The sequence below is a fragment of the Variovorax endophyticus genome, from assembly GCF_025376855.1.
Classification (GTDB): domain Bacteria; phylum Pseudomonadota; class Gammaproteobacteria; order Burkholderiales; family Burkholderiaceae_C; genus Variovorax.
This window is the reverse complement of sequence record NZ_JAHUTH010000033.1, coordinates 1-20,307: the sequence shown is the minus strand read 5'-3', so window position 1 is coordinate 20,307 and position 20,307 is coordinate 1. Positions and strand designations below refer to the sequence as shown.

General features: G+C 70.0%; 19 protein-coding genes. 14 read left to right on the top strand and 5 right to left on the bottom strand.

Annotated elements, in window-relative coordinates:
- The first annotated feature begins 88 nt into the window (after positions 1-88).
- Both KV106_RS32455 and KV106_RS32450 read left to right on the top strand, forming a co-directional pair.
- Positions 89-982 carry a LysR family transcriptional regulator gene (locus tag KV106_RS32455; protein ID WP_261215457.1) on the top strand — a complete coding sequence of 298 codons (894 nt, stop codon included), beginning with the start codon at positions 89-91 and terminating at the stop codon, positions 980-982.
- Positions 979-1,539, top strand: coding sequence for an RNA 2'-phosphotransferase (locus tag KV106_RS32450; RefSeq protein ID WP_261215455.1), 561 nt, complete (start codon positions 979-981; stop codon positions 1,537-1,539). Before KV106_RS32455 ends, KV106_RS32450 begins: the two co-directional genes overlap by 4 nt.
- Before the next feature lies 1 nt (position 1,540).
- On the opposite strand, the gene KV106_RS32445 is transcribed toward KV106_RS32450, so the two are convergent.
- Both KV106_RS32445 and aceE read right to left on the bottom strand, forming a co-directional pair.
- On the bottom strand, positions 1,541-2,098 hold the full coding sequence (locus tag KV106_RS32445) for a MarR family winged helix-turn-helix transcriptional regulator (RefSeq protein WP_057597384.1): 558 nt from the start codon (positions 2,096-2,098) through the stop codon (positions 1,541-1,543).
- Between the two features lie 62 nt (positions 2,099-2,160).
- Complete coding sequence (aceE, locus tag KV106_RS32440) at positions 2,161-4,830, bottom strand: pyruvate dehydrogenase (acetyl-transferring), homodimeric type (RefSeq protein WP_261215453.1); 2,670 nt, start codon at positions 4,828-4,830, stop codon at positions 2,161-2,163.
- 328 nt (positions 4,831-5,158) lie between these two features.
- On the opposite strand from aceE, the gene KV106_RS32435 reads away from it, so the two are divergent.
- The 4 genes from KV106_RS32435 (at position 5,159) to KV106_RS32420 (ending at position 10,429) form a co-directional block, all read left to right on the top strand.
- A complete protein-coding gene (locus KV106_RS32435; RefSeq protein WP_261215452.1) occupies positions 5,159-6,937 on the top strand; it encodes a 1-deoxy-D-xylulose-5-phosphate synthase in 1,779 nt (592 codons plus the stop codon).
- Positions 6,938-7,179: 242 nt separating this feature from the next.
- Positions 7,180-9,057 (top strand): sensor histidine kinase, encoded by a 1,878-nt coding sequence (locus tag KV106_RS32430; RefSeq protein WP_261215612.1) that lies wholly within the window; start codon positions 7,180-7,182, stop codon positions 9,055-9,057.
- A gap of 42 nt (positions 9,058-9,099) precedes the next feature.
- Positions 9,100-9,843, top strand: coding sequence for an energy-coupling factor ABC transporter ATP-binding protein (locus tag KV106_RS32425; RefSeq protein WP_261215450.1), 744 nt, complete (start codon positions 9,100-9,102; stop codon positions 9,841-9,843).
- Positions 9,836-10,429 carry an energy-coupling factor transporter transmembrane component T family protein gene (locus KV106_RS32420; protein ID WP_261215448.1) on the top strand — a complete coding sequence of 198 codons (594 nt, stop codon included), beginning with the start codon at positions 9,836-9,838 and terminating at the stop codon, positions 10,427-10,429. Before KV106_RS32425 ends, KV106_RS32420 begins: the two co-directional genes overlap by 8 nt.
- Here the strand turns inward: KV106_RS32420 and KV106_RS32415 are convergent, their stop codons facing one another.
- A complete protein-coding gene (locus KV106_RS32415; RefSeq protein ID WP_261215446.1) occupies positions 10,430-10,921 on the bottom strand; it encodes a DUF6314 family protein in 492 nt (163 codons plus the stop codon). It abuts the gene before it with no gap.
- 286 nt (positions 10,922-11,207) lie between these two features.
- Between KV106_RS32415 and KV106_RS32410 the strand changes: the two genes are divergently transcribed.
- The 7 genes from KV106_RS32410 (at position 11,208) to mnmA (ending at position 18,447) form a co-directional block, all read left to right on the top strand.
- On the top strand, positions 11,208-11,588 hold the full coding sequence (locus KV106_RS32410) for a helicase SNF2 (RefSeq protein ID WP_261215444.1): 381 nt from the start codon (positions 11,208-11,210) through the stop codon (positions 11,586-11,588).
- Between the two features lie 79 nt (positions 11,589-11,667).
- Entirely contained in the window at positions 11,668-12,117 is a 450-nt protein-coding gene (locus KV106_RS32405; protein ID WP_261215442.1) for a hypothetical protein, read from the top strand.
- A gap of 61 nt (positions 12,118-12,178) precedes the next feature.
- The gene (locus KV106_RS32400) at positions 12,179-12,733 is read left to right on the top strand and encodes a DUF6891 domain-containing protein (protein ID WP_261215440.1); all 555 of its coding nucleotides are present in this window, start codon (positions 12,179-12,181) and stop codon (positions 12,731-12,733) included.
- Positions 12,730-14,562, top strand: a complete 1,833-nt coding sequence (locus tag KV106_RS32395) for a VanW family protein (protein WP_261215438.1) — start codon at positions 12,730-12,732, stop codon at positions 14,560-14,562. Before KV106_RS32400 ends, KV106_RS32395 begins: the two co-directional genes overlap by 4 nt.
- Positions 14,559-16,232, top strand: coding sequence for a TFIIB-type zinc ribbon-containing protein (locus KV106_RS32390; RefSeq protein WP_261215436.1), 1,674 nt, complete (start codon positions 14,559-14,561; stop codon positions 16,230-16,232). The genes KV106_RS32395 and KV106_RS32390 overlap by 4 nt, the downstream gene beginning before the upstream one ends.
- A gap of 44 nt (positions 16,233-16,276) precedes the next feature.
- Entirely contained in the window at positions 16,277-17,269 is a 993-nt protein-coding gene (locus KV106_RS32385; protein ID WP_261215435.1) for an LLM class flavin-dependent oxidoreductase, read from the top strand.
- A 65-nt stretch (positions 17,270-17,334) separates the two neighbouring features.
- Positions 17,335-18,447, top strand: a complete 1,113-nt coding sequence (gene mnmA / locus KV106_RS32380; RefSeq protein ID WP_261215434.1) for a tRNA 2-thiouridine(34) synthase MnmA — start codon at positions 17,335-17,337, stop codon at positions 18,445-18,447.
- A 6-nt stretch (positions 18,448-18,453) separates the two neighbouring features.
- Here mnmA and KV106_RS32375 read toward each other — a convergent pair whose 3' ends face one another.
- Complete coding sequence (locus tag KV106_RS32375; RefSeq protein ID WP_057597609.1) at positions 18,454-18,936, bottom strand: NUDIX hydrolase; 483 nt, start codon at positions 18,934-18,936, stop codon at positions 18,454-18,456.
- 91 nt (positions 18,937-19,027) lie between these two features.
- Complete coding sequence (locus tag KV106_RS32370; protein ID WP_261215433.1) at positions 19,028-19,753, bottom strand: response regulator transcription factor; 726 nt, start codon at positions 19,751-19,753, stop codon at positions 19,028-19,030.
- 446 nt (positions 19,754-20,199) lie between these two features.
- Between KV106_RS32370 and KV106_RS32365 the strand changes: the two genes are divergently transcribed.
- The coding region (locus tag KV106_RS32365) for a hypothetical protein (protein ID WP_261215611.1) at positions 20,200-20,307 on the top strand (108 nt) is incomplete at its 3' end.

Sequence of the window (20,307 nt, the reverse complement as noted above, 5' to 3'; positions counted from 1 at the left end):
TCCTTTCTCTTGTGTGCGGTGGATCGTAGGAACGAAGGCAATCACCAGGAACTACCGATATGCGATGGGCTATCCATAGAATGGATAGGTGGACATCCCCCGCACCAACCTCGACGCGCTGCAATCCTTCGCCGTGTTCGCCGACACGCTGAACTTCAGCGAGTCGGCGCGCCTGCTGCACATCAGCCAGCCGGCCCTGCATGCGAAGGTGCGAAAGTTGTCGGAGCAGCTCGACGCCAGGCTCTACCTGCGCGTGGGCAGCGCGCTGCAGCTCACGAGCGCGGGCGAGCAGGTGGCGCGCCATGCGCGCGAGTTGCTGCTGCTCAACCAGCGCTTCGTGAAGGGGCTCGCGCAGGGGCAGGAGCAGGTGGTGGTCAGCCTCGCGGCCGGCGAGGGCGCCTACCTCTACCTGCTGGGCAAGGCGCTGTCGCAGTTCTCGGGGCCGGGTGCCTCGCCGCACCTGCAGCTGCTCACGCGCAACCGCGACGCCTCGGTGCAGGCGGTGCGAGCGGGCCAGGCCCAACTGGGCATCGCGCCGCTGGGCGCCGTGCCGGCCGATCTGCATGCGGTGCGGCTCACGGTCGTCGGCCAGGTGCTGGTGCTGCCGCGCGCGCATGCGCTGGCCTCGCGCCGTTCGGTGCGCCTGCGCGATCTGCAGGGGGCGCAACTGATCGTGCCGCCCGCGGGGCGGCCGCACCGCGAACTGCTCGGCCGGCTGTTGCAGGCCGAGTCGGTGTCGTGGCAGCCCTCGCTCGAGGCCGATGGCTGGGAGCTGATGCTGCGCTTTGCCCAGCTCGGCTTCGGGCTGACGGTGGTGAATGCCTGCTGCCGCATTCCCAAGGGCCTGGTGGCGGTGCCGCTGCAGGGCTATCCGCCGCTCGAGTACCACCTGTTCCGCGCGGCCGACCGTCCGCCGTCCGTGCATGCGCAACGCCTGTGGAATGCGCTGCTCGCGCAGGCCGATCATTGGAAGAGTGCATGACGCCCGAGGACGCGAGCCGGTTCATCGCCTACGTGCTGCGTCATGCGCCCGAGTCCATCGGCCTCGCGCTCGATGCCGAGGGCTGGGCCGAGATCGATGCGCTGGTGACCGGCGCTGTGGCCTCGGGCCGCGCGCTCACGCATGCGCAGGTCGTGCAGGCGGCCGATCCGGTCGAGGTGGGCGCGAAGAAGCGCTACGCGCTGTCGGCCGACGGCCGCTGCATCCGCGCGCTGCAGGGCCATTCGACGCCGCAGGTCCGCCGCAGCTTCGAGCCGGCGGAGCCACCGGCCGTGCTCTTCCATGGCACGGCCACGCGCTTCCTCGCATCGATCCGTGCCGAAGGCCTGCGCTCCGGCACGCGGCAGCATGTGCACCTGTCGGCCGACGAGGCGACCGCCGTGCAGGTCGGGCGGCGCCATGGCAAGGCGCATGTGCTGCGCGTCGACGCGGGCGGAATGCAGGCGCTGGGCCATGCCTTCCATCGCGCGGAGAACGGGGTCTGGCTGACGGAGGCCGTGCCGCCGCGATTCCTGTCGGGCTGGCCTTCGTCCGTCTGAGCTACGCGCCCGAGCGCTGGGTGGTCGAGCGCGAGCGCGAGCGCTTGCGGGTGCTTCGGGGTTCGGCGGCGGGCTGCGCCGCGGCGCTGCGCAGGTCCTGGTTGCGCTGGTGCGCGCCCGCGATCACGCGGCGCAGGCCGCGCTCCATCGACTCGAGCTCCGAAGCCGTCATGTGCTCGTTGAACATCTCGTGGATGAGCTTCTGGTAAGGCGGCCACATCCTGCGGCGCAGCGCGCGGCCCTGCTCGGTCAGCACCGCGACGCGGCCGCGCCCGTCGGTCTCGTCGACCTCGCGCACCACCAGCCCCTCGGCCTCGAGCGTGGTGACGATGCGCGAGATGAAGCTGCGGCTGTAGACCGCGCGCTCCGCGAGCTCGTGCATGCGCATGCGGCCGTTCGGCGAGGCGTCGAGCAGCCACAGCACGTCGTACCAGGTCAGCGGCGGCAGGCCTTCCTTGCGGAAGCTGTCCTCCATGAAGTCGAGCACCAGCACATAGGCGCTGATGAAGGAGGCCCAGGTGGAGGTGCCGCGCACGGCGGTGGAACGGGGCGTTGCCATACGGGGGAGAGCGTTTTCGAGAGTGGACCTCGATTCTCTCTCCGCCGCCCCGGCGCGCATCGTCAGGGCAGCGCCGCGTACCTGGCTTCGGGGTCGATGCCGTAGAGCGACAGGGCCCGCGCCGGCAGTTCCGCGTCGACCGTGCCGTCGTCGGCCAGCGCCTTGAGCGCCGCGAGCGCGACGTGATGGCGGTCGACCTCGAAGAAGGCGCGCAGCGCTTCGCGCGTGTCGGAGCGGCCGAAGCCGTCGGTGCCCAGGGTCACGAAGCGGCGATCGCCGACGAAGGGGCGGATCTGGTCGGGCACGATCTTCATGTAGTCGGTGGCGGCGATCGCCGGTCCATCCTCGCCGGCCAGGCAGTGCGCGACGTACGAAGGGCGCGGCGCCTGCGCCGGATGCAGGCGGTTCCAGCGTTCGGCTTCGAGGCCGTCGCGGCGCAGCTCCGAGAAACTCGTGACGCTCCAGATGTCGGCGCTCACGCCGAAGTCGCGCTCCAGCAGCGCAGCGGCCGCGATCACCTCGGAGAGGATCGCGCCGCTGCCCATCAGCTGCACGTGCGGCGCGCCGGCGGCACGGGCGCCCCGCTTCAGGCGGTACATGCCTTTCACGATGCCTTCCTCGGCACCCTCGGGCATCGCCGGATGCGCGCTCTTCTCGTTGATCAGCGTGAGGTAGTAGAAGACGTCCTCCTGCGGCTCGCCGTACATCCTGCGCAGCCCGTCCTGCACGATCACCGCGATCTCGTACGAGTAGGCGGGGTCGTAGGACACGCAGGACGGGATCACCGACGACAGCACGTGGCTGTGGCCGTCGTCGTGCTGCAGGCCCTCGCCCTCGAGCGTGGTGCGGCCCGAGGTCGCGCCCAGCAGGAAGCCGCGCGCGCGGATGTCGCCGGCCGCCCAGGCCAGGTCGCCCACGCGCTGGAAGCCGAACATCGAATAGAAGATGTAGAACGGGATGGTGGCGACGCCGTGCGTGCTGTGCGCCGTCGCCGCCGCGATCCAGGACGACATCGCGCCCGATTCGTTGATGCCTTCCTGCAGGATCTGTCCCTGGCGGTCCTCCTTGTAGAAGCTCAGCTGGTCGGCATCCTGCGGCGTGTAGAGCTGGCCCACGTGCGAGTAGATGCCGACCTGGCGGAACATGCCGTCCATGCCGAAGGTGCGTGACTCGTCGGGCACGATCGGTACCACGCGCGGGCCCAGCACCGGGTCCTTGAGCAGTTGCGCGAGGATGCGCACGAAGGCCATGGTGGTGGCGTACTCGCGCTCGCCGCTGCTTTGCAGGTGGCTCGCGAAGGCCGCGAGCGCGGGCGTTGCCAGCGGGCCCGGTCCGCGCGAGCGTGACGGCAGGAGCCCGCCGGCGCGCTGGAGGCCAGCCTCGAGGCAGGCGGCTTCGGGGCTGCCGGGCGCGGGCTTGATGTACGGGATCTCCTCGAGCCGTTCGTCGGGCACCGGGATCGCGAAGCGGTCGCGGAAGGCACGCACGGCCGGGTCGCCCATCTTCTTCAGCTGGTGGTTGATGTTGGCCGCTTCGCCGGCGGCGCCCATGCCGTAGCCCTTCACCGTCTTGGCGAGGATCACGGTCGGCTGGCCTTGGTGGCGCACGGCGGCGGCATAGGCCGCATGCACCTTGAGCGGGTCGTGGCCGCCGCGGGCGAGGGCGCCGATCTGCGCGTCGCTCAGGTGCGCGACCCGCTGGCGCAGCTCGGGGTCCTTGCCGAAGAAGTGTTCGCGCACGTAGTCGCCGCCGTGCGCCTTGAAGGCCTGGTACTCGCCGTCGACGCATTCCATCATGCGCCGGTGCAGCCGGCCGTCGTGGTCCTGCGCCAGCAGTTCGTCCCAGCCGCTGCCCCAGACGACCTTGATCACGTTCCAGCCCGCGCCGCGGTAGACGCTCTCGAGCTCCTGGATGATCTTGGCGTTGCCGCGCACCGGGCCGTCGAGGCGCTGCAGGTTGCAGTTCACCACGAAGATCAGGTTGTCGAGCTTCTCGCGGCCCGCCATTGCGACCGCGGCCAGGGTCTCGGGCTGGTCCTGCTCGCCGTCGCCGAGGAAGGCCCAGACCTTGCGGCCCTGCGCCGGGATCAGCCCGCGGTCCTCGAGGTAGCGCATGTAGCGTCCCTGGTAGGCCGCCATCAGCGGACCGAGGCCCATCGAGACGGTCGGGAACTGCCAGAAGTCCGGCATCGTGCGCGGATGCGGGTAGGAGGCGAGGCCGCCGCCGATCTCGCGCCGGAAGCGGTCCATCTGCTGCTCCGACAGGCGCCCCTCGAGGTAGGCGCGCGCATAGATGCCGGGCGAGGAATGGCCCTGGATGTAGAGCATGTCGCCGAGGAACCCGGGCGTGGCGGCGCGGAAGAAGTGCCGGTAGCCGGTCTCGTAGAGCGTGGTGGCCGAGGCATAGGTCGCGATGTGGCCGCCGACGCCCGAGTGCTTGCCCGCGCGCAGCACCAGCGCCATCGCATTCCAGCGCAGGTAGGCGTCGAGCCGCAACTCGATGTTCACGTCGCCCGGAAAGGCCGGCTGGTCGGCGACGCGCACGGTGTTCACGTAGGGCGTGGTGCGCGGCGCGGCATAGCGGCCCGCGGCCGCGTGGTCCTGCTCGATCAACTGGTCCAGCAGGTAATGGGCCCGGTCGCGGCCTTCGTGGATCACCACGGCGCGCATGGCGTCGAGCCATTCGCGTGTCTCTTGCGGATCGATGTCGTCCGCGCTCGCCAAGTCGTTCATTCGTTGCTCCTTCGTTGTGCGGTTCGTTGTTCGAACGTCGTTCGCATCGCCTCTAAATTTCATTATGTGGATATGAATCGTGCAATGCGCAACGGCAATGTATCCCTAGTTCATTGCAAATGCAATCAGTTGTGATGTAACCTGCCTGGCGTGGATCGAGGCGATGTGGGGGATGAAGAAGGCTGAATTGGCCATGATTCGCCGCCATGACCTCGATCTCGGCGGATCTATCTGCATGCGATAGCAACTATTGGTGTGGCAGATCCGTACCCATGCCCATGGCGCCCGCCGGGGCCGAAGACAACCCCTCGAGAACCCAAAGGCATCCATGCCGCCCTCCGACCCGTCATCCAGCTTTCCCACGCCCGCGCAGTTGCGCGACCTCGATCCCGCGGACCTCGTCGAAGTGGCCACCGATCTCCGAAGCGCGCTGCTGCGCAGCGTGTCGCGAACGGGCGGCCATCTCGCCTCGAACCTCGGCGTGGTCGAGCTCACCCTTGCCTTGCACCACGTCTTCGACACGCCGCGCGATGCGCTGGTCTGGGATGTCGGCCACCAGTGCTATGCGCACAAGATCCTCACGGGCCGTGGCCCGGCGATGGCCACTTTGCGCAAGGTCGGCGGCCTGTCGGGGTTCACCTCGAGGGACGAGTCGCCCTACGATCCCTTCGGTGCCGGCCATGCGGGCACCGCCGTCTCGGCGGCGGTGGGCATCGCGATGGGCATGCGGGACGACGGCAGGCATGCCGTCGCCATCGTCGGCGACGGCGCGCTCTCGGCGGGAATGACCTTCGAGGCGCTCAACCATGCGGGCAGCTTCGCGGCCCTGCCGCTCGTCGTGGTGCTCAACGACAACGGGATGTCGATCTCGCCCGCGCTGGGCGCGCTGCACCAGCACCTGCGCGGCCTGGTCGAGCGGGGCGCATCCGCTCGCGCCGACCACCGCTCGCTGTTCGAGCTGCTGGGCCTGCGCTACACCGGCCCCATCGACGGCCACGATGCCGAGGCGCTCGTGGCCGCGTTCCGCGCCGCGAAGCGATCGCGCGCGCCGCAGGTCCTCCACGTCGTCACGCAAAAGGGCAGGGGCTATGCGCCGGCCGAGGCCGACCCGACCACCTACCACGGGCCCGGCCCCTTCGACCTCGCCGTGGGCGTGGCCGCCAAGGCCGCGAGCCGCCCGAGCTTCAGCCAGGTCTTCGGCCAATGGGTGTGCGACGCGGCGGCCGACGACCCGGCCATCGTCGCGATCACGCCCGCGATGCGCGAGGGCTCCTGCCTGGTCGATTTCGAGCGGCGATTCCCGGCGCGCTTCGTGGACGCCGCCATCGCGGAGCAGCATGCGGTGACGCTGGCCGCGGGACTCGCCGTGGCTGGCATGCGGCCGATCGTGGCGATCTATTCGACCTTCCTGCAGCGCGGCTACGACCAGCTCGTCCACGACGTCTGCCTGCAGAACCTGCCGGTGCTGTTCGCGATCGACCGCGCGGGAATCGCGGGCGGGGACGGTGCCACGCACCTGGGCGCCTTCGACGTGGCGGCGCTGCGCTGCGTTCCGAACCTGTTGCTGATGACGCCGGCCGACGGGCACGAGTGCCGGCGGATGCTCGCGCTGGGGTTGGATCACGACGGGCCGTCGGCGGTGCGCTACCCGAGGGCCGTCGTCCCCGCGGACGACGGCGTTCGCACGGACCAGCCCTTGGCACTCGGCCGCGGCGTGGTCGTGCGCAGGTCGACGGGCAACAGGCCCGTCAGGGTGGCGCTGCTCGCCTTCGGGCCCTTGCTCCATGCCGCGATGGAGGCCGCCGAGGCGCTCGACGCGAGCGTCGCCAACATGCGCTTCGTCAAGCCGCTCGACGAGGCGTTGCTGCTCGACCTGGCCGCGACGCACGAGGTGCTCGTCACGCTCGAGGAGGCCTCGGTCATCGGTGGCGCGGGCGCGGCCTGCGCGGAGCGCATCGCGATGGAGGGGCTGCCGGTGCGGCTGCTGCGCCTGGGCCTGCCCGATGTCTTCATCGGGCATGGAGATCGGGGCGAACTGCTCGCGTTGCAGGGCCTCGATGCGGCAGGCATCGTCGCGTCGATCCGGGCATTCGTCGAGCGGCACTGACGGCCGGTGCAACGGGCCGGTGTAGGGCAAACGCGCCTCTTGCCCCGCCGGCATGGCGCGGCGCCGGGGCTCTGCCCGACAATTCGCGCCGAATCCTCCGCATCCGGCGCGCCTTGTTCTCCAAAAACGCTTCCACCGACGTCCGCCGCGAAGGCGAGGGGCCCCTGGCCCGGGCGAAGGCACGCCTGCCGTCGCCGATCGCCTGCCTGGTGTTCGTCGTGTCGGTGGCGCTGCTGGTCGCCATGGGGGCCTTCTTCGGCGACCACTCGGGCGGCAAGTACCCCCCGGGCGCGACGCAGCACATCACGCGGGCCGACTGGCAGGTGCAGCGCGCGAACGGTTTCATGGCGCCGCCGCTGATCTTCAGCGGCCAGCAATTGCCCGATGCCTGGCAACCGGTCGAGCTGCCGCTGGCGCTGCCGATCGCGCTGCTCGACCAGGCCGACGCCAACACGATCTCGGACCCGGGCAAGGAGACGCGCACCACCTGGCTGCGGCTGAAGGTGCCGCCCCATCCCGGGCTGCGCGGTCCGCTCGCGCTGTACGGCTCGCGCGTGAAGACCGACGGCACGATCGCGATCTATGCCGATGGCCGGCTGGTGTATCGCGCGCAGGAACTGGGACCGCTGTGGAACAGCACGCGCACGCCGCTGTGGGTGGTGTTCGAGCAGCGCGACGACGGCTCGGCCGCGCGGCCGGCCGAGATCCTGATCCGGCTCGAGCACACCCGCGCCGCGCAGGTGGGCATCGCCTCGCTGTGGCTGGGGCCGGTCGACGCGCTCAAGGGCCGCTACCAGATGCGCCAGTGGCTGCAGCAGGAGCTGCCCGCGATGCTGAGCGCGGCCTTCATGGCGGTGGGCGTGTTCGCGCTGTTCGTGTGGCTGTGGCGCCGCCACGAGACCGGCTACCTGCTGTTCTTCAACCTCGCTACCACCTCGTACCTGCGCGGGCTGCATTTCTACGTCTCGCTGCCGATCGCCAACGACTGGTTCGCCTGGCTCACGGTCAATGCGCTGTTCTGGCTGGTGGCGGTGGTGCACTACGCGCTGCGACAGCTGCACGAGCGGCCGCTCACGCTGCTGACCTGGGCCGTGACGACGATCACCTTGCTGGTCAGCGTGCTGACCCTGCCCGGCATCGCGCTGCTGCCGAACACGCCGCAGGTCACGCCGCTGATCTACCTGGTGGTGGCGGGCATGGCCACGGTGGTGGGGCTGGTGGGCGGCATCAGCGCCTGGCGCCGTTCGCCCGAGGGGCGGCTGGTGGCGGCCGGCATCGGCGTGTGCGTGCTGCTCGGCGCCACCGACTGGATGGTGCAGAACAACATCGTGAGCCCCGAGGGCTGGTACCTGGGCGCCTACACCAACGCCGTCACCTTCGCCGTCTTCGGCATCCTGCTGTATCGGCGCTACGTGCACGCGATCGGCGAGGTGGAGCGCGTCAATGCCAGCCTCGCGCAGCGGTTGCAGGCGCGCGAGAGCGAGCTCGACCTGAGCCATCGCCGGCTGCGCGAGGTCGAGCGGCAGAAGACCATCAGCGACGAGCGCCAGCGGCTGATGCAGGACATGCACGACGGGCTGGGCTCCTCGCTGATCAGCGCGATCCGCTCGGTGGAGGAGGGCCGGCTCAGCGACCAGAAGGTGTCGCAGATCCTCCAGGGCTGCCTCGACGACCTGAAGCTCACGATCGACTCGATGGAGCCGATCGACGCCGACCTGCTGCTGCTGCTCGCGACCCTGCGCTACCGGCTCGGCCCGCGGCTCGAGGGCATGGGCGTGTCGCTGACCTGGGAGGTGCAGGAGATCCCGCCGCTGCCGTGGCTCGATCCGTCGAGCGCGCTGCACGTGCTGCGCATCGTGCAGGAAAGCATCTCCAACACCCTGCGCCACACGCGCGCCACCACCATCCGCGTGGCGACCGGCACGGATGCCGCGCACGTGTGGGTGCGCATCGAGGACAACGGCCAGGGCTTCGACGTCGAGCAGGCCCTGACCGGCGGCCGGGGCCGCGGCCTGCAGAACATGCAGCGCCGCGCGCTGGCGGTGCAAGGGCACGTGGCGTGGGAGTCGGATGCGGCGGGTACGCGCTTCCTGCTGTGGCTGCCGCTGGTGCGGGCCTGACATCCCCAAGGGGCGCGAGCCGTCGGGTACAGTGGCGGCCCCTTGCCGTCGCACACCGATCCCTCCTCCTCCGCCGACCACGGCATCCGTCTCGAATCCGTCGTGCTGGAGCGCGGCGCGCAGCGCGTGTTCGACGACCTCTCGCTCGCGTTGCGCGAGGCGCGCATCGGCGTGATCGGCGACAACGGTGCCGGCAAGAGCAGCCTGTTCCGCCTGATCAGCGGGCTGGAGCAGCCGGGCTCGGGCAGCGTGCGCGTGCATGGCTGCGACACGGTGGTCGACCGCCGCCGGCTCTCGCAGCACGTGGGCCTGATGTTCCAGAACCCCGACGACCAGATCATCTTTCCGACCGTGGCCGAGGAACTGGCCTTCAGCCTCACGGCGCGCGGCGAATCGCGTGCCGAGGCACGCCGGCAGGCGCGCGACTTCCTCGCGCGGCGCGGCCTTGCGGCCTGGGCCGAGCGCGCCATCGGCGAACTGAGCCAGGGCCAGCGCCAGCAGGTCTGCCTGCTGGCATTGCTGATCAGCCGGCCCGCCACCTTGCTGCTCGACGAACCGTTCGCGAGCCTTGACCTGCTGAGCCAGGCCCGGCTGTCGGCGCAGCTCGCCGCGAGCGACCAGCAGGTGCTGGTGTCCACGCATGTGCTCGAGCACGTGCACGATTTCGAGCGCGTGCTGTGGCTGGCGCAGGGCCGGGTGCGGGCCGACGGCCCGGGCCGCGAGGTCTGCGAGGCCTATGCGCAGGACGTGCGGCAACGCGCGGCGATGGACCTGCCGCATGCGTAGCCTCTATCTCGACAGGCGCACCTGGATGCACGCGGTGCCGGCGTGGCTCAAGCTCGCGCTGCTGTCGGCCGGCGGCACCGCGCTCGTGCTGACCAACCGGCCTGCGCTGCTGGGCGCGGCCTGCGGACTGTCGCTCGCGCTGTTCGCCTCGCTCGGCCGACCTGCTTGGGGCCGGGTGCGCACGCTGTTCGGCATTGCGATCGCCTGCGCGCTCATCGTCGGCTTCCATGCACTGCTCGGAACCACGCTGCTCGGCGTGGCGAGCGCGCTGCGCATCGCCACCGCCGCAGTGCTCGCGCTGATGCTGACGCTGACCACGCGCTTCGAGGACCTGCTCGCGGTGCTCGAGACGGTGCTGCATCCGCTGCGCCGCCTGGGCGTGCCCACCGACCGCATCGCGCTCGGCCTCGGGCTCACGCTGCGGTTCGCCGAGAACTTCTACGTGCAGTGGCAGCGGCTCGACGACGCGCATCGTGCGCGCGCTGGCCGGGGCGGCGGGCTGCGGCTGCTGGCGCCGCTGACCATCCGCACGCTGCAGACCGCGGAGCGCGTGGCCGATGCGCTCGCGGCGCGGCTCGGGCGCTGATCAGCAGGCTGCGCGGCGGAAGTTCGTGAGGCTCACGTAGTCCTTGCGTGGACCGCGCACGGTGTGGCGCAGCGTGAAGCTGCCATCGTCCAGGAAGCGGTAGAGGCTGTCGTAGAGGTCGGCGGCGCACAGGTGCGCGGCGGTGCCGGTCCAGGCCGTGTCGCCGTCGTCGCCCGGCAGCAGCGCGATCTCGTGGAACAGGCGTGGCGGCCGTTCGGCGAACAGCACCGCGAAACCGCCGGGACTGCCCTGGTACAGGTACTCGCGGTGGGCGTCGAAGCTGCGGCCGTCGAGCAGGCGCAGCCGGCCTTGCTCGCGACAGTGCAGGGTCGCGGGTATCGCGTCGGGCACGGCATGGAAGACAGCGGTGCCGTGCATCGAGGCCTGGCCTTCGATCGCGCGTTCGAAGGTCCAACTGCCCGCGAGACGGCGCCAGACATCGTCGGCTTCGCCCCATGGCGAGAGAGAAAGGGTGGGGTTGGCCGCACGCATGGGGCGACTCTATCCCTCCGGGGAAAGCCCCTCCATGTCGGACGCGGACCATCGATTGTTTCCTTCCCGTGAACGCCGCGGTTCCATTTGCCTAGGGTTTTTACCTAGATTCGAGGCGCACAATTCGTCTCACGGACCAGCCGCCGACTCCAAGACAAGCAGAAGGCAGCGACTGATCTGGGTGAACAGGCACTGACGAGGTGGCCGCCCCCGAAGGGACGGCGCCCCACCAAGACCGGTTCGAATCATCCAAAGTCAAGTCACAAGAATTGAAGGAATACTCAAAATGAACGCCTCGAAGCTCCTCTCCGCCGTTGCCCTCTCCCTGCTCGCCGCTGCCGGTGCAGCCCATGCAGAAACCTATGAGGGTGTGCATCCCCTGACCTCGGCCGCCAGCCGCGCCGAAGTCGCCGGCCAGGCCGTCATCGCCGCCCGCAGCGCCGACCCCTATGCCGAAGGCGCCAACGCCGGCCCGGCCCAGGTGGTCGCCTCGGATACCAGCCGTGCCGCCGTCCGTGCCGAAGCCGTTGCCGCTGCGCACAGCGCCGACCCGTACGCCGAAGGCGCCTCGTCGGGCGTGGCGCCGCTGGTCGCCAGCACCGTGGACCGCAATGCGGTGCGCGCACAAGCCCGCGCCGCTGCCCGCGGCGACTCGCTGCCGCTGTAATCGGCGCCCAGAACTCGGTCGCATCGCGGGGCTCGCTCCCGCGGTGAGTCGAGTGGTTTAGCCACCCGGAGGCCGGCCCTTGCGAAAGCAGGGGCCGGCCTTTCGCTTGGATGTCGGTCAATCCAAAGCATTAACGGCGGATGCAGCGCACTTCGCGGCCGATGCGGCCGTGAAACCGGGTCTGTCGCGCAAATCGCACAGAGCCGCATGCGGCGTATCGAGCGCTTTTGGCCTCCATGCCGTCGCGCGCGAACCCGCGCGGTCGCTGGGACACCGCGACACGCCACTGCAACGTTGCACCGCTGCGGTGCGGTTCGCTCTCCCATTCGGCCGATCGCACGAGCCGTCGTCCGCCGAATGGCGCATTGCCATGCTGCAATGCATGATCGATGATGTTGCTCGCGGCTCGATGGACCGCACAACGTCATGCTTTCGGCCTACAGCGCCATTGTGGTGCGGGCACGCGAAAATGTACGGGCGCTTCTGCCACGACAAAAGCAAGCACGACCCCGCCGCCGAGCGCGGCTGACCCATTACGCATGGCCCTCACTCTCGACACCGAAGACACGCGACAAAGGATCCACGATCTCGTGTGGTCAGGCTTTCATCACGACGCCGACGTCGAATGGATGATCACCGACGAGTACCTCGATCCCGACGAGCTGACTTCCGATGACCGGGCCTGGGTCAAGGCCGAGACCGCGCGCGCCTGCGCCGCCAAGCATGCGGCCGAAGCCGAGTGGCCCGCGCAGACCGAATACGACCGCCTCGAGACCGCGTTCGCGCAGCTGCGCGAAGAGAAGATCATCGCGCTGCACCGCGCGGGCAACACGCTGGCCGACGGCCAGGACGACGTGCGCGATGCCTGGCGCGCCGCCGGCCGCGACGCCTCGGGCATCGTGGGCTGCTGCTTCTATCACGCGCAGGACCTCGAGCGCGCGGTGCGCACCGGCCGGCTGCACCTGGCCTTCAGCGGCGGCCTGATTCCCGAGATCGCGCGGCGCGAGGCCAATACCGTGGCGGTCGGGCAGCGCATCGCCGCGCTGCTCCAGGGCGTCGGCTTCGCCGTGCACTGGAGCGGCAACATCGACGAACGCATCGAGGTCGACCTCGGCCAGTGGCGCAAGCGAGGCCCATCGGCGTGAGCGTGCAGGCCTGGCAGCCGCCGCGCCGCATCGATGCGATCGATTTCTGGCTGCGCTCCCGGTTGCTGGTCATCGCGCATGGGTTGCGCGAAACCTGGCGTCCTTCCGCGCGCCGCTGGCCCATGGCCGATGCGCTGGCCGATGCGCCCGTGCTGGCGCGCTTCAGCAGCCCGCTGTGGACCGATGGCCGCGACGACGAATTCGCGCTGGTCGCCGGCAAGGTGCAGAACCTGCGCGTGGCGCGCGCCGCCTTCGATGCCATCGAGGTGCCCGCGGGCGAGCTGCTGAGCTTCTGGCGCCAGCTCGGCCGGCCCAGCGCATGGCGCGGCTTCGTGCAGGGCCGCGAACTGCGCGGCGGCTGCGTGGTGCCGACACTGGCGGGCGGGCTCTGCCAGCTCTCGAATGCACTGGCCACGGTCGGCGCTCGCGCGGGGCTCGAACTGGTCGAGCGCCATGCGCACACCGCGCGCATCGAGCAGGCCGCGGCCGGGCCCGACGATGCGGTCGACGCGACCGTGTTCTGGAACTACGTCGACCTCAAGCTGCGCGCGCGCCATGCGTGGCGGCTCGAAGTCGAAATCACCGCCACCGAGCTGGTGCTGCGCATCCGCGCGCATGCGCCGCCGGTCGCGCCGCGCGTGATGTGGCGCGCGCCGCGCGATGCCGGCGCCGACGCGCTGGCGCCGCCCGTGGCGCGCGGCTGCCTGAGCTGCGACCGCAACGACTGCTTCCGTCACCGGCCCGCGCTGCCGGTCGCGGCCCAGGGGCGGACCGCCGTGCTGCTCGACGCATGGACGCCCGAGTTCGCGCGCTACCTCGAGGCCCGGCATCCCGAGGCCGATCGCATGCAGCGCGCGCCCGTGCGGCTGGCTTTCTGGCGGCCGATGAGGGACTGGCGTGGCGGTGAGGCCTCGGTGCACCGCCCCTGGCTGGCCAGCGTTCGCGGCGCGTTGTGGCGCCGCCTGTGGGCGCGCCGGGAAGGCGGGCGGCGGCAGGCCGGCGTGATCGATGCGCAGCGCTGGCTCGCGCGGGCCTTCGCGGCACGGCTTCGGCCCGAACACACGCAGCTGGTGGTCGACCAGGCGCTGCTGCCGCATCTGCAGCGCCTCGGCGCGCTCGACGGACGCGCGTTCACCGTGCTGGCCGGCGCGCTGCCGATGGCCGAGATCGAGGCACGTCTCGATGCGGCCGCGGCGCGCTGGCCCGACGACACCACGTTGCGCGACTTCCGTGCCGCGCCGTCGTTGGTGCGTGCCGAAGCCCAGGCATTCGCGCGCGCGGCCACGGTGGTCACCCCACATGCGGCGGTGGCGGACGTGATGGCCACCGCGGCGCCGCAGGCCACGCTGGAGCGGCTCGAATGGGTGCTGCCCGGCATGTCGCCGCGTGCGAATCGGACACCGGACGACGGCGCGCCGCTGGTCGTGCTGCCCGCCAGCGCTCTCGCGCGCAAGGGCGCGCGCGAACTGGCCGCGGCATTGCGCGGCAGTGGATGGCGCCTGCGCGTGCTCGGCTCGCCATCGGCCGATGCCTCGCTCTGGCAGGGCATCGCGCTGGATGCGGCCCGCGATCCGCGCGGCGACTGGCTCGACGGCGCCCGCGTGGTGGTGCTGCCCGCGCATGTGGAGCATGCGCCGCGCGCGGCGCTGCGCGCGCTCGCGGCCGGCGTGCCGGTGGTGGCCTCCACCGCCTGCGGCCTCGCGGGCCGGCAGGGCGTGCGCGAAGTGCGCGCGGGCGACATCGAGGGCCTGCGCGCCGCGCTGCGCGAGGCGATCGACGGCCAGTGCCATTCCAACGAACAAGACGACAACGACCAGCGCTTCCCATGACCATCGATCTCCAGACGCTCAAGTGCGGCGAATGCGGCAGCAGCGTGCTCAAGCGCACCGGCCTCAACGAATTCACCTGCCAGCACTGCGGCTCCGTCACGCTGGTGGAGGACGACATCTCCGACCGCCTCGACCGCGTGCTCGACCAGGTCAAGGATGCGGCCGCGCGCCGTCTCGCCGACGAGCAGGCGGCGCGGCAGAAGGTGGCGATGCGCACCGCGGGCTTCGCGGTCGCGGCCGTGGTCGGCATCACCCTGCTCGTGACGGTGGTGCAGATGTTCACGCGCAAGGACACGTCCGACGGCGGCCGCCGCGCCGCGGTCGCCTCGGTGGTCGACCGCAACATTCCCACCGATGGCCTCAAGCTCGGCGAACCGCGCCAGGTGCTGGTGGGCAGCGGCAGCTCGGCGCGGCCCAAGCTGCTGGTGGTGGCGCGCAACGAGACCGGCAAGCCGCTCGAGCGCGCGAGCGTCAAGGCCACCTACTACGACGGCGAGACGCGGCTCGAGGAGCGCGGCGAATCGCTGCCGATCTCGGTGCTCGAGCCCGGCGAGAGCGCGCCGCTGCTGATCGACCTGCCGAGCGGCAAGAACGTCACGCGCCAGGAGCTGCAGGTGCAGCGCCTGTCGGCACCCTACCGCTCGGCCGACGGCCCGCGGCTCGCGTTCTCGCGCCTGCGGCTGGTGCAGCAGGGCGACCGCGTGCGGCTGGTGGGGCGCGTGGTCAACGAGCGCAAGGATGCGGCGATCGGCGGCGTCGAGGCGCTCGCCACGCTCTACGACGACGCCGGCAACGTGATCGGCTTCGGCCGCGGCTATGCGCAGGGCAACGACATCCCGCCCGGCGCGCGCAGCGCGATCGACATCGACCTCGCACGCTTCGGCCGCGCCGCGCAGGTCGCGGCCTGGGATTACCGCATCGCCTACAGCACCGTCGAAGCCGGCGGCTCGCGCAGCGCGGTGCGCAGCGCCGACCGCGTGATCCGCACCGCCGGCGCGCCCGAGGTCTTCCATGCCGACCTGCGCCTGAGCACCGAGGACCTGCTGGCCGACGACAGCGAGCGCTTCGACCTCAAGGAGCTCGAACTGCTGCCGCTGGTGGCGGGCCGCAGCAACATCCAGCGGCCGCTGTTCCTGACCGAGTTCGTGAACCGCAGCAAGGAGGCGGTGGTGATCGCGCCCGGCGGCGTGATCTCGCGCTTCGGCGGCAGCAAGGCCGACGGCGCCACCGCCATCCAGGGCCTGGCCTATCTCTACCCGGGCGAGCGCTTCCCGATCCTGCTGGAGCCGCGCGAGGTCGACCGCATCACCCAGACCCGCGTCGAGTGGAAGCCGATGCGCCGCGCGGCACTGCCCGGTCCGCGCACGCCGCTCGAGGTGCAGGTGACCGGCACCAAGGCCGAGACCGGCAGCGTGCTGCTCAACTTCAGCCAGCGCTTCCTCTACAAGAGCGTGCAGGTCACGGGCAAGGTCGGCAACCCGGGCACGACCATCGTCGGCAAGGTGCGGCTGTGGGTCAGCCTGCGCGACCGCGACGGGCAGCTCAGCGGCTTCAAGCTGGTCGACAACCTGCCGGCCATCGCGCCCGGCGAGAGCGTGCCGTTCCAGGTCAACGTGGAGCAGAACGGCCGCGACTTCGCGAGCGTCGGCACGCTATACCAAACCGAATAGCCCCGCAGCCAGCGTTCGCGGGCGCTTCGCGCCATGATCGGCGGATGACCGATTTCTCGATCCTCGACCTCTCCCCGATCGTCGAAGGCAGCGATGCCGCGCAGTCCTTTCGCAACTCGCTGTCGTTGGCGCAGCACGGCGAAAAGCTCGGCTACCGGCGCTACTGGCTCGCCGAGCACCACGGCATGCCGGGCATTGCCAGCGCGGCCACCGCGGTGCTGCTGGCGCACGTGGGCGCGGGCACCTCGACGATCCGCATCGGCGCCGGCGGCGTGATGCTGCCCAATCATTCGCCGCTGGTCATCGCCGAGCAGTTCGGCACCCTCGAGTCGCTCTACCCGGGCCGCGTCGACCTGGGCCTGGGCCGCGCCCCCGGTTCCGACCAGCGCACCGCGCGCGCGCTGCGCCGCAATCTCGAATCGGACGCCGACCAGTTCCCGCAGGACGTGATCGAGCTGATGGACTTCATGTCGAAGAACCCGCAGCAGGCGGTGCGCGCCGTGCCGGGCGCGGGGCTCGAGGTGCCGGTGTGGATCCTCGGCTCGAGCACCTTCGGCGCGCAGCTGGCCGCCCACCTGGGCCTGCCCTACGCCTTCGCCTCGCACTTCGCGCCGCAGCAGATGATGCAGGCGATCCAGATCTACCGCGAGACCTTCAAGCCCTCGGCGCAGCTTGCCAAGCCCTACGTGATGCTGGGCTTCAACGTGTTCGCGGCCGACACCGACGCCGAGGCCGAGTTCCGCGCCACCTCGTGGCAGCAGGCTTTCGTCAACCTGCGCAGCGGCCGGCCCGGCCGGCTGCCGCCGCCGGTCGAGGGCTACCGGCAGAAGGTCGGCCCGGCCGAGAACGCGCTGCTCGACTCGGTGCTGTCGTGCTCGGCCGTGGGCTCTCCCGACACCGTGCGCGCGGGCGTCGAGGCCTTCATCGAGCGCACCGGCGCCGACGAGCTGATGATCACCTCGCAGGTCTTCGACCACGCCTCGCGGCTGCGCTCGTACGAGCTGCTGGCCCGCATCCGCGACAGCCTGCGCGCCTGAACGGGCGCCCCCGGATTTCCCCCACGCCGACCCCGCCTCGCCGGGGCTGGGACAATGTCGCCCCTATGGCAAAGCAACGGATCGTGGTCGGGCTGAGCGGCGGTGTGGATTCCGCGGTGACCGCGCACCTGCTCAAGCAGCAGGGGCACGAGGTGGTCGGCATCTTCATGAAGAACTGGGAAGACGACGACGACAGCGAGTACTGCTCGTCGAACATCGACTTCGTGGACGCCGCCAGCGTGGCCGACGTGCTGGGCATCGAGATCGAGCACGTGAACTTCGCGGCCGACTACAAGGACCGCGTGTTCGCCGAGTTCCTGCGCGAGTACAAGGCCGGCCGCACGCCCAATCCCGACGTGCTGTGCAATGCCGAGATCAAGTTCAAGGCCTTCCTCGACCATGCGATGCGCCTGGGCGCCGAGAAGATCGCCACCGGCCACTACGCGCGCGTGCGGCTCGACGAGGCCACGGGCCGGCACGAGCTGCTCAAGGGGCTCGACCCCTCGAAGGACCAGAGCTACTTCCTCCACCGCCTGAACCAGGCGCAGCTGTCGAAGACGCTGTTCCCGGTCGGCGAGCTGCACAAGACCGAGGTGCGCCGCATCGCCGAGGAGATCGGCCTGCCGAACGCGAAGAAGAAGGACTCGACCGGTATCTGCTTCATCGGCGAGCGGCCGTTCCGCGAATTCCTGAACCGCTACATCTCGAAGGAACCGGGCCCGATCAAGGACGACCGCGGCCGCAGGCTCGGCGAGCACCAGGGCCTGAGCTTCTACACGCTAGGCCAGCGGCAGGGGCTGGGCATCGGCGGCGTGAAGGAAAAGGGCGCGCAACGCGGCGCGGGCGACCATTCGCCGTGGTTCGTGGCGCGCAAGGACGTCGAGAACAACACGCTGTGGGTGGTGCAGGGCCATGACCATCCCTGGCTGCTGTCGACCTCGCTGCGCGCCGACGACGCGAGCTGGGTGGCGGGCGAGCCGCCGGTGCCGGGTGCCTATGGGGCCAAGTCGCGCTATCGGCAGGCCGACGCGGCCTGCGAGATGGTGGCCGGCGACGAAGCTCCGCGCGACGATGCCTTCGCATTGCGCTTCGGCCAGACGCAATGGGCGGTGACGCCGGGCCAGTCGGCGGTGCTGTACGACGGCGAACGCTGCCTGGGCGGCGGCGTGATCGTCTGAGTTTGCTCAGCGCGGCTCTTGCCGCACCGAATCGTCGACGTGGATCAGGTCCAGCGGATGCCGCTGGCCGGCCAGGTGGTCTTCGACGCACTGCAGCAGCAGCGGGCTGCGATGCCGCGCCACGCTGGCGCGGATCTCGTCGGCCGTCATCCAGAGCGTGCGCACGATGCCGGTGTCGAGTGCCCGGCCCGCTTCGCGTTCGCCGAGCTCGCCGCTGAAGGCGAAGCGCATGTAGGTCACGGCGGGATCGTCGGCCGAACGCGCGAGATAGATGCCGACCAGCGCGGTCGGCACGAAGGCATGGGCTGTTTCCTCGAGCGCCTCGCGCGCGCAGCCTTCGGCCGGTGATTCGCCGGGATCGAGGTGGCCGGCCGGGGTGTTGAGGCGCAGGCCCTGCTCCGTGCGCTCCTCGACCAGCAGGAAGCGGCCCTCGCGTTCGATCACTGCGGCGACGGTGACGTTGGGTTTCCAGCGGACGGTGGTGTTCATGGGGATGGATTCCTTCGACGCTCGCGCGGAAGGCGGGCCATGGGCTGGCACGCCGCCGCGCGAATCATCCCCGTATTGGACGCGAACCCGCTCAGGAGCTGCGCGCTTCGCCCCCGCGTGCGCCGAGCTGGCCGGCTTCGACCGTTTCGAGCCGGTAGCCGAGCCCGTAGATCGCCAGCAGCAGGAAGCCGTTGGCGGGCCGCAGGTCGAGCTTGGTCCGCAGGCGCGAGATGTGGGTGTCGAGCGAGCGCGAGAGCGCCTCGACGCCCAGGCCCCATACCGCTTCGTGCAGGTGCTCGCGCGACAGCAGGCGGCCGAGGTTCTGGAACAGGAACAGCGCCAGTTCGTACTCGCGGTTCTTGAGCTCGACCGGCATGCCGCGCACCTTGAGCGTTCGCGAGGGTGGATAGAAATGGTAGGGGCCGAAGACCAGCTCGGTCTCGTGCTGCGCGGGGTACGAGCGCCGCAGCAGGGCGTTGACGCGCGCCTCGAGCTCGGTGGCCTGGATCGGCTTGCTCATGAAGTCGTCGGCTCCCGCGTTGAGCCCGGCGACCATGTCTGCGTCGTCGTGCCGTGCGGTGACGAACAGCACGGGCAAGCGGCTCTTGAGGTCGTGGCGAATCGTCTTCACCACGTCGAGGCCGCGGATGTCGGGCAGGTGCCAGTCGAGAAGCAGCAGATCGAAGGTCTGTCGCCGCATCGAATGCAGCAGCGATTTTCCGTCCGCGTACTCATGGCACTCGTGCCCGAGCGACGCCATGGTCTGATGAATCAGTTTTCTCTGATGGGCCTCGTGGTCGAGGACAGCAATGCGCATTTTTTTACCCCCTTACTTCCTCCCATGGGCCGCCTCTGTGTACGGCTCCAAGTGAGGCGAAGTGTATCTATCTGCGTCTAAGGTAAGCAATCTGCCCTGCAACTAATGCACATGAACCCTTCTTTTAAATCAATCCATGGAAGAATGATTACAAAGGCCTACATCTTTGTCCTGTAGATGACACGAAGTTCGTGCAAACGCCGGCGTTGTTTTTGCGCCGCACGATGCCGCCGCGCCGGCGCCGCCTGAGACCGGTTTCCTTACAGCGCGTCAGAGGGAAAGGCCTCGATCCATCACCAATAAGCTATCAAATGGATAGCTAGATTTTCAGCAGCCACGGACGTTGGAGCATGGATACTTCGCCCCTTGCGCGACAGATCGGGCCGAATGTCTTGCTGTAAGCTTCGCCCGCATTTCGCGCTGCACCTTGCCCTGAGGAGAACTCTATGCTGATAGGCGTGCCTGCCGAGACAACGACAGGCGAAACCCGAGTGGCCGTGACCCCGGAGACGGCGAAGAAACTGGTGGCGTTGGGGCACACGGTGCGTGTGCAG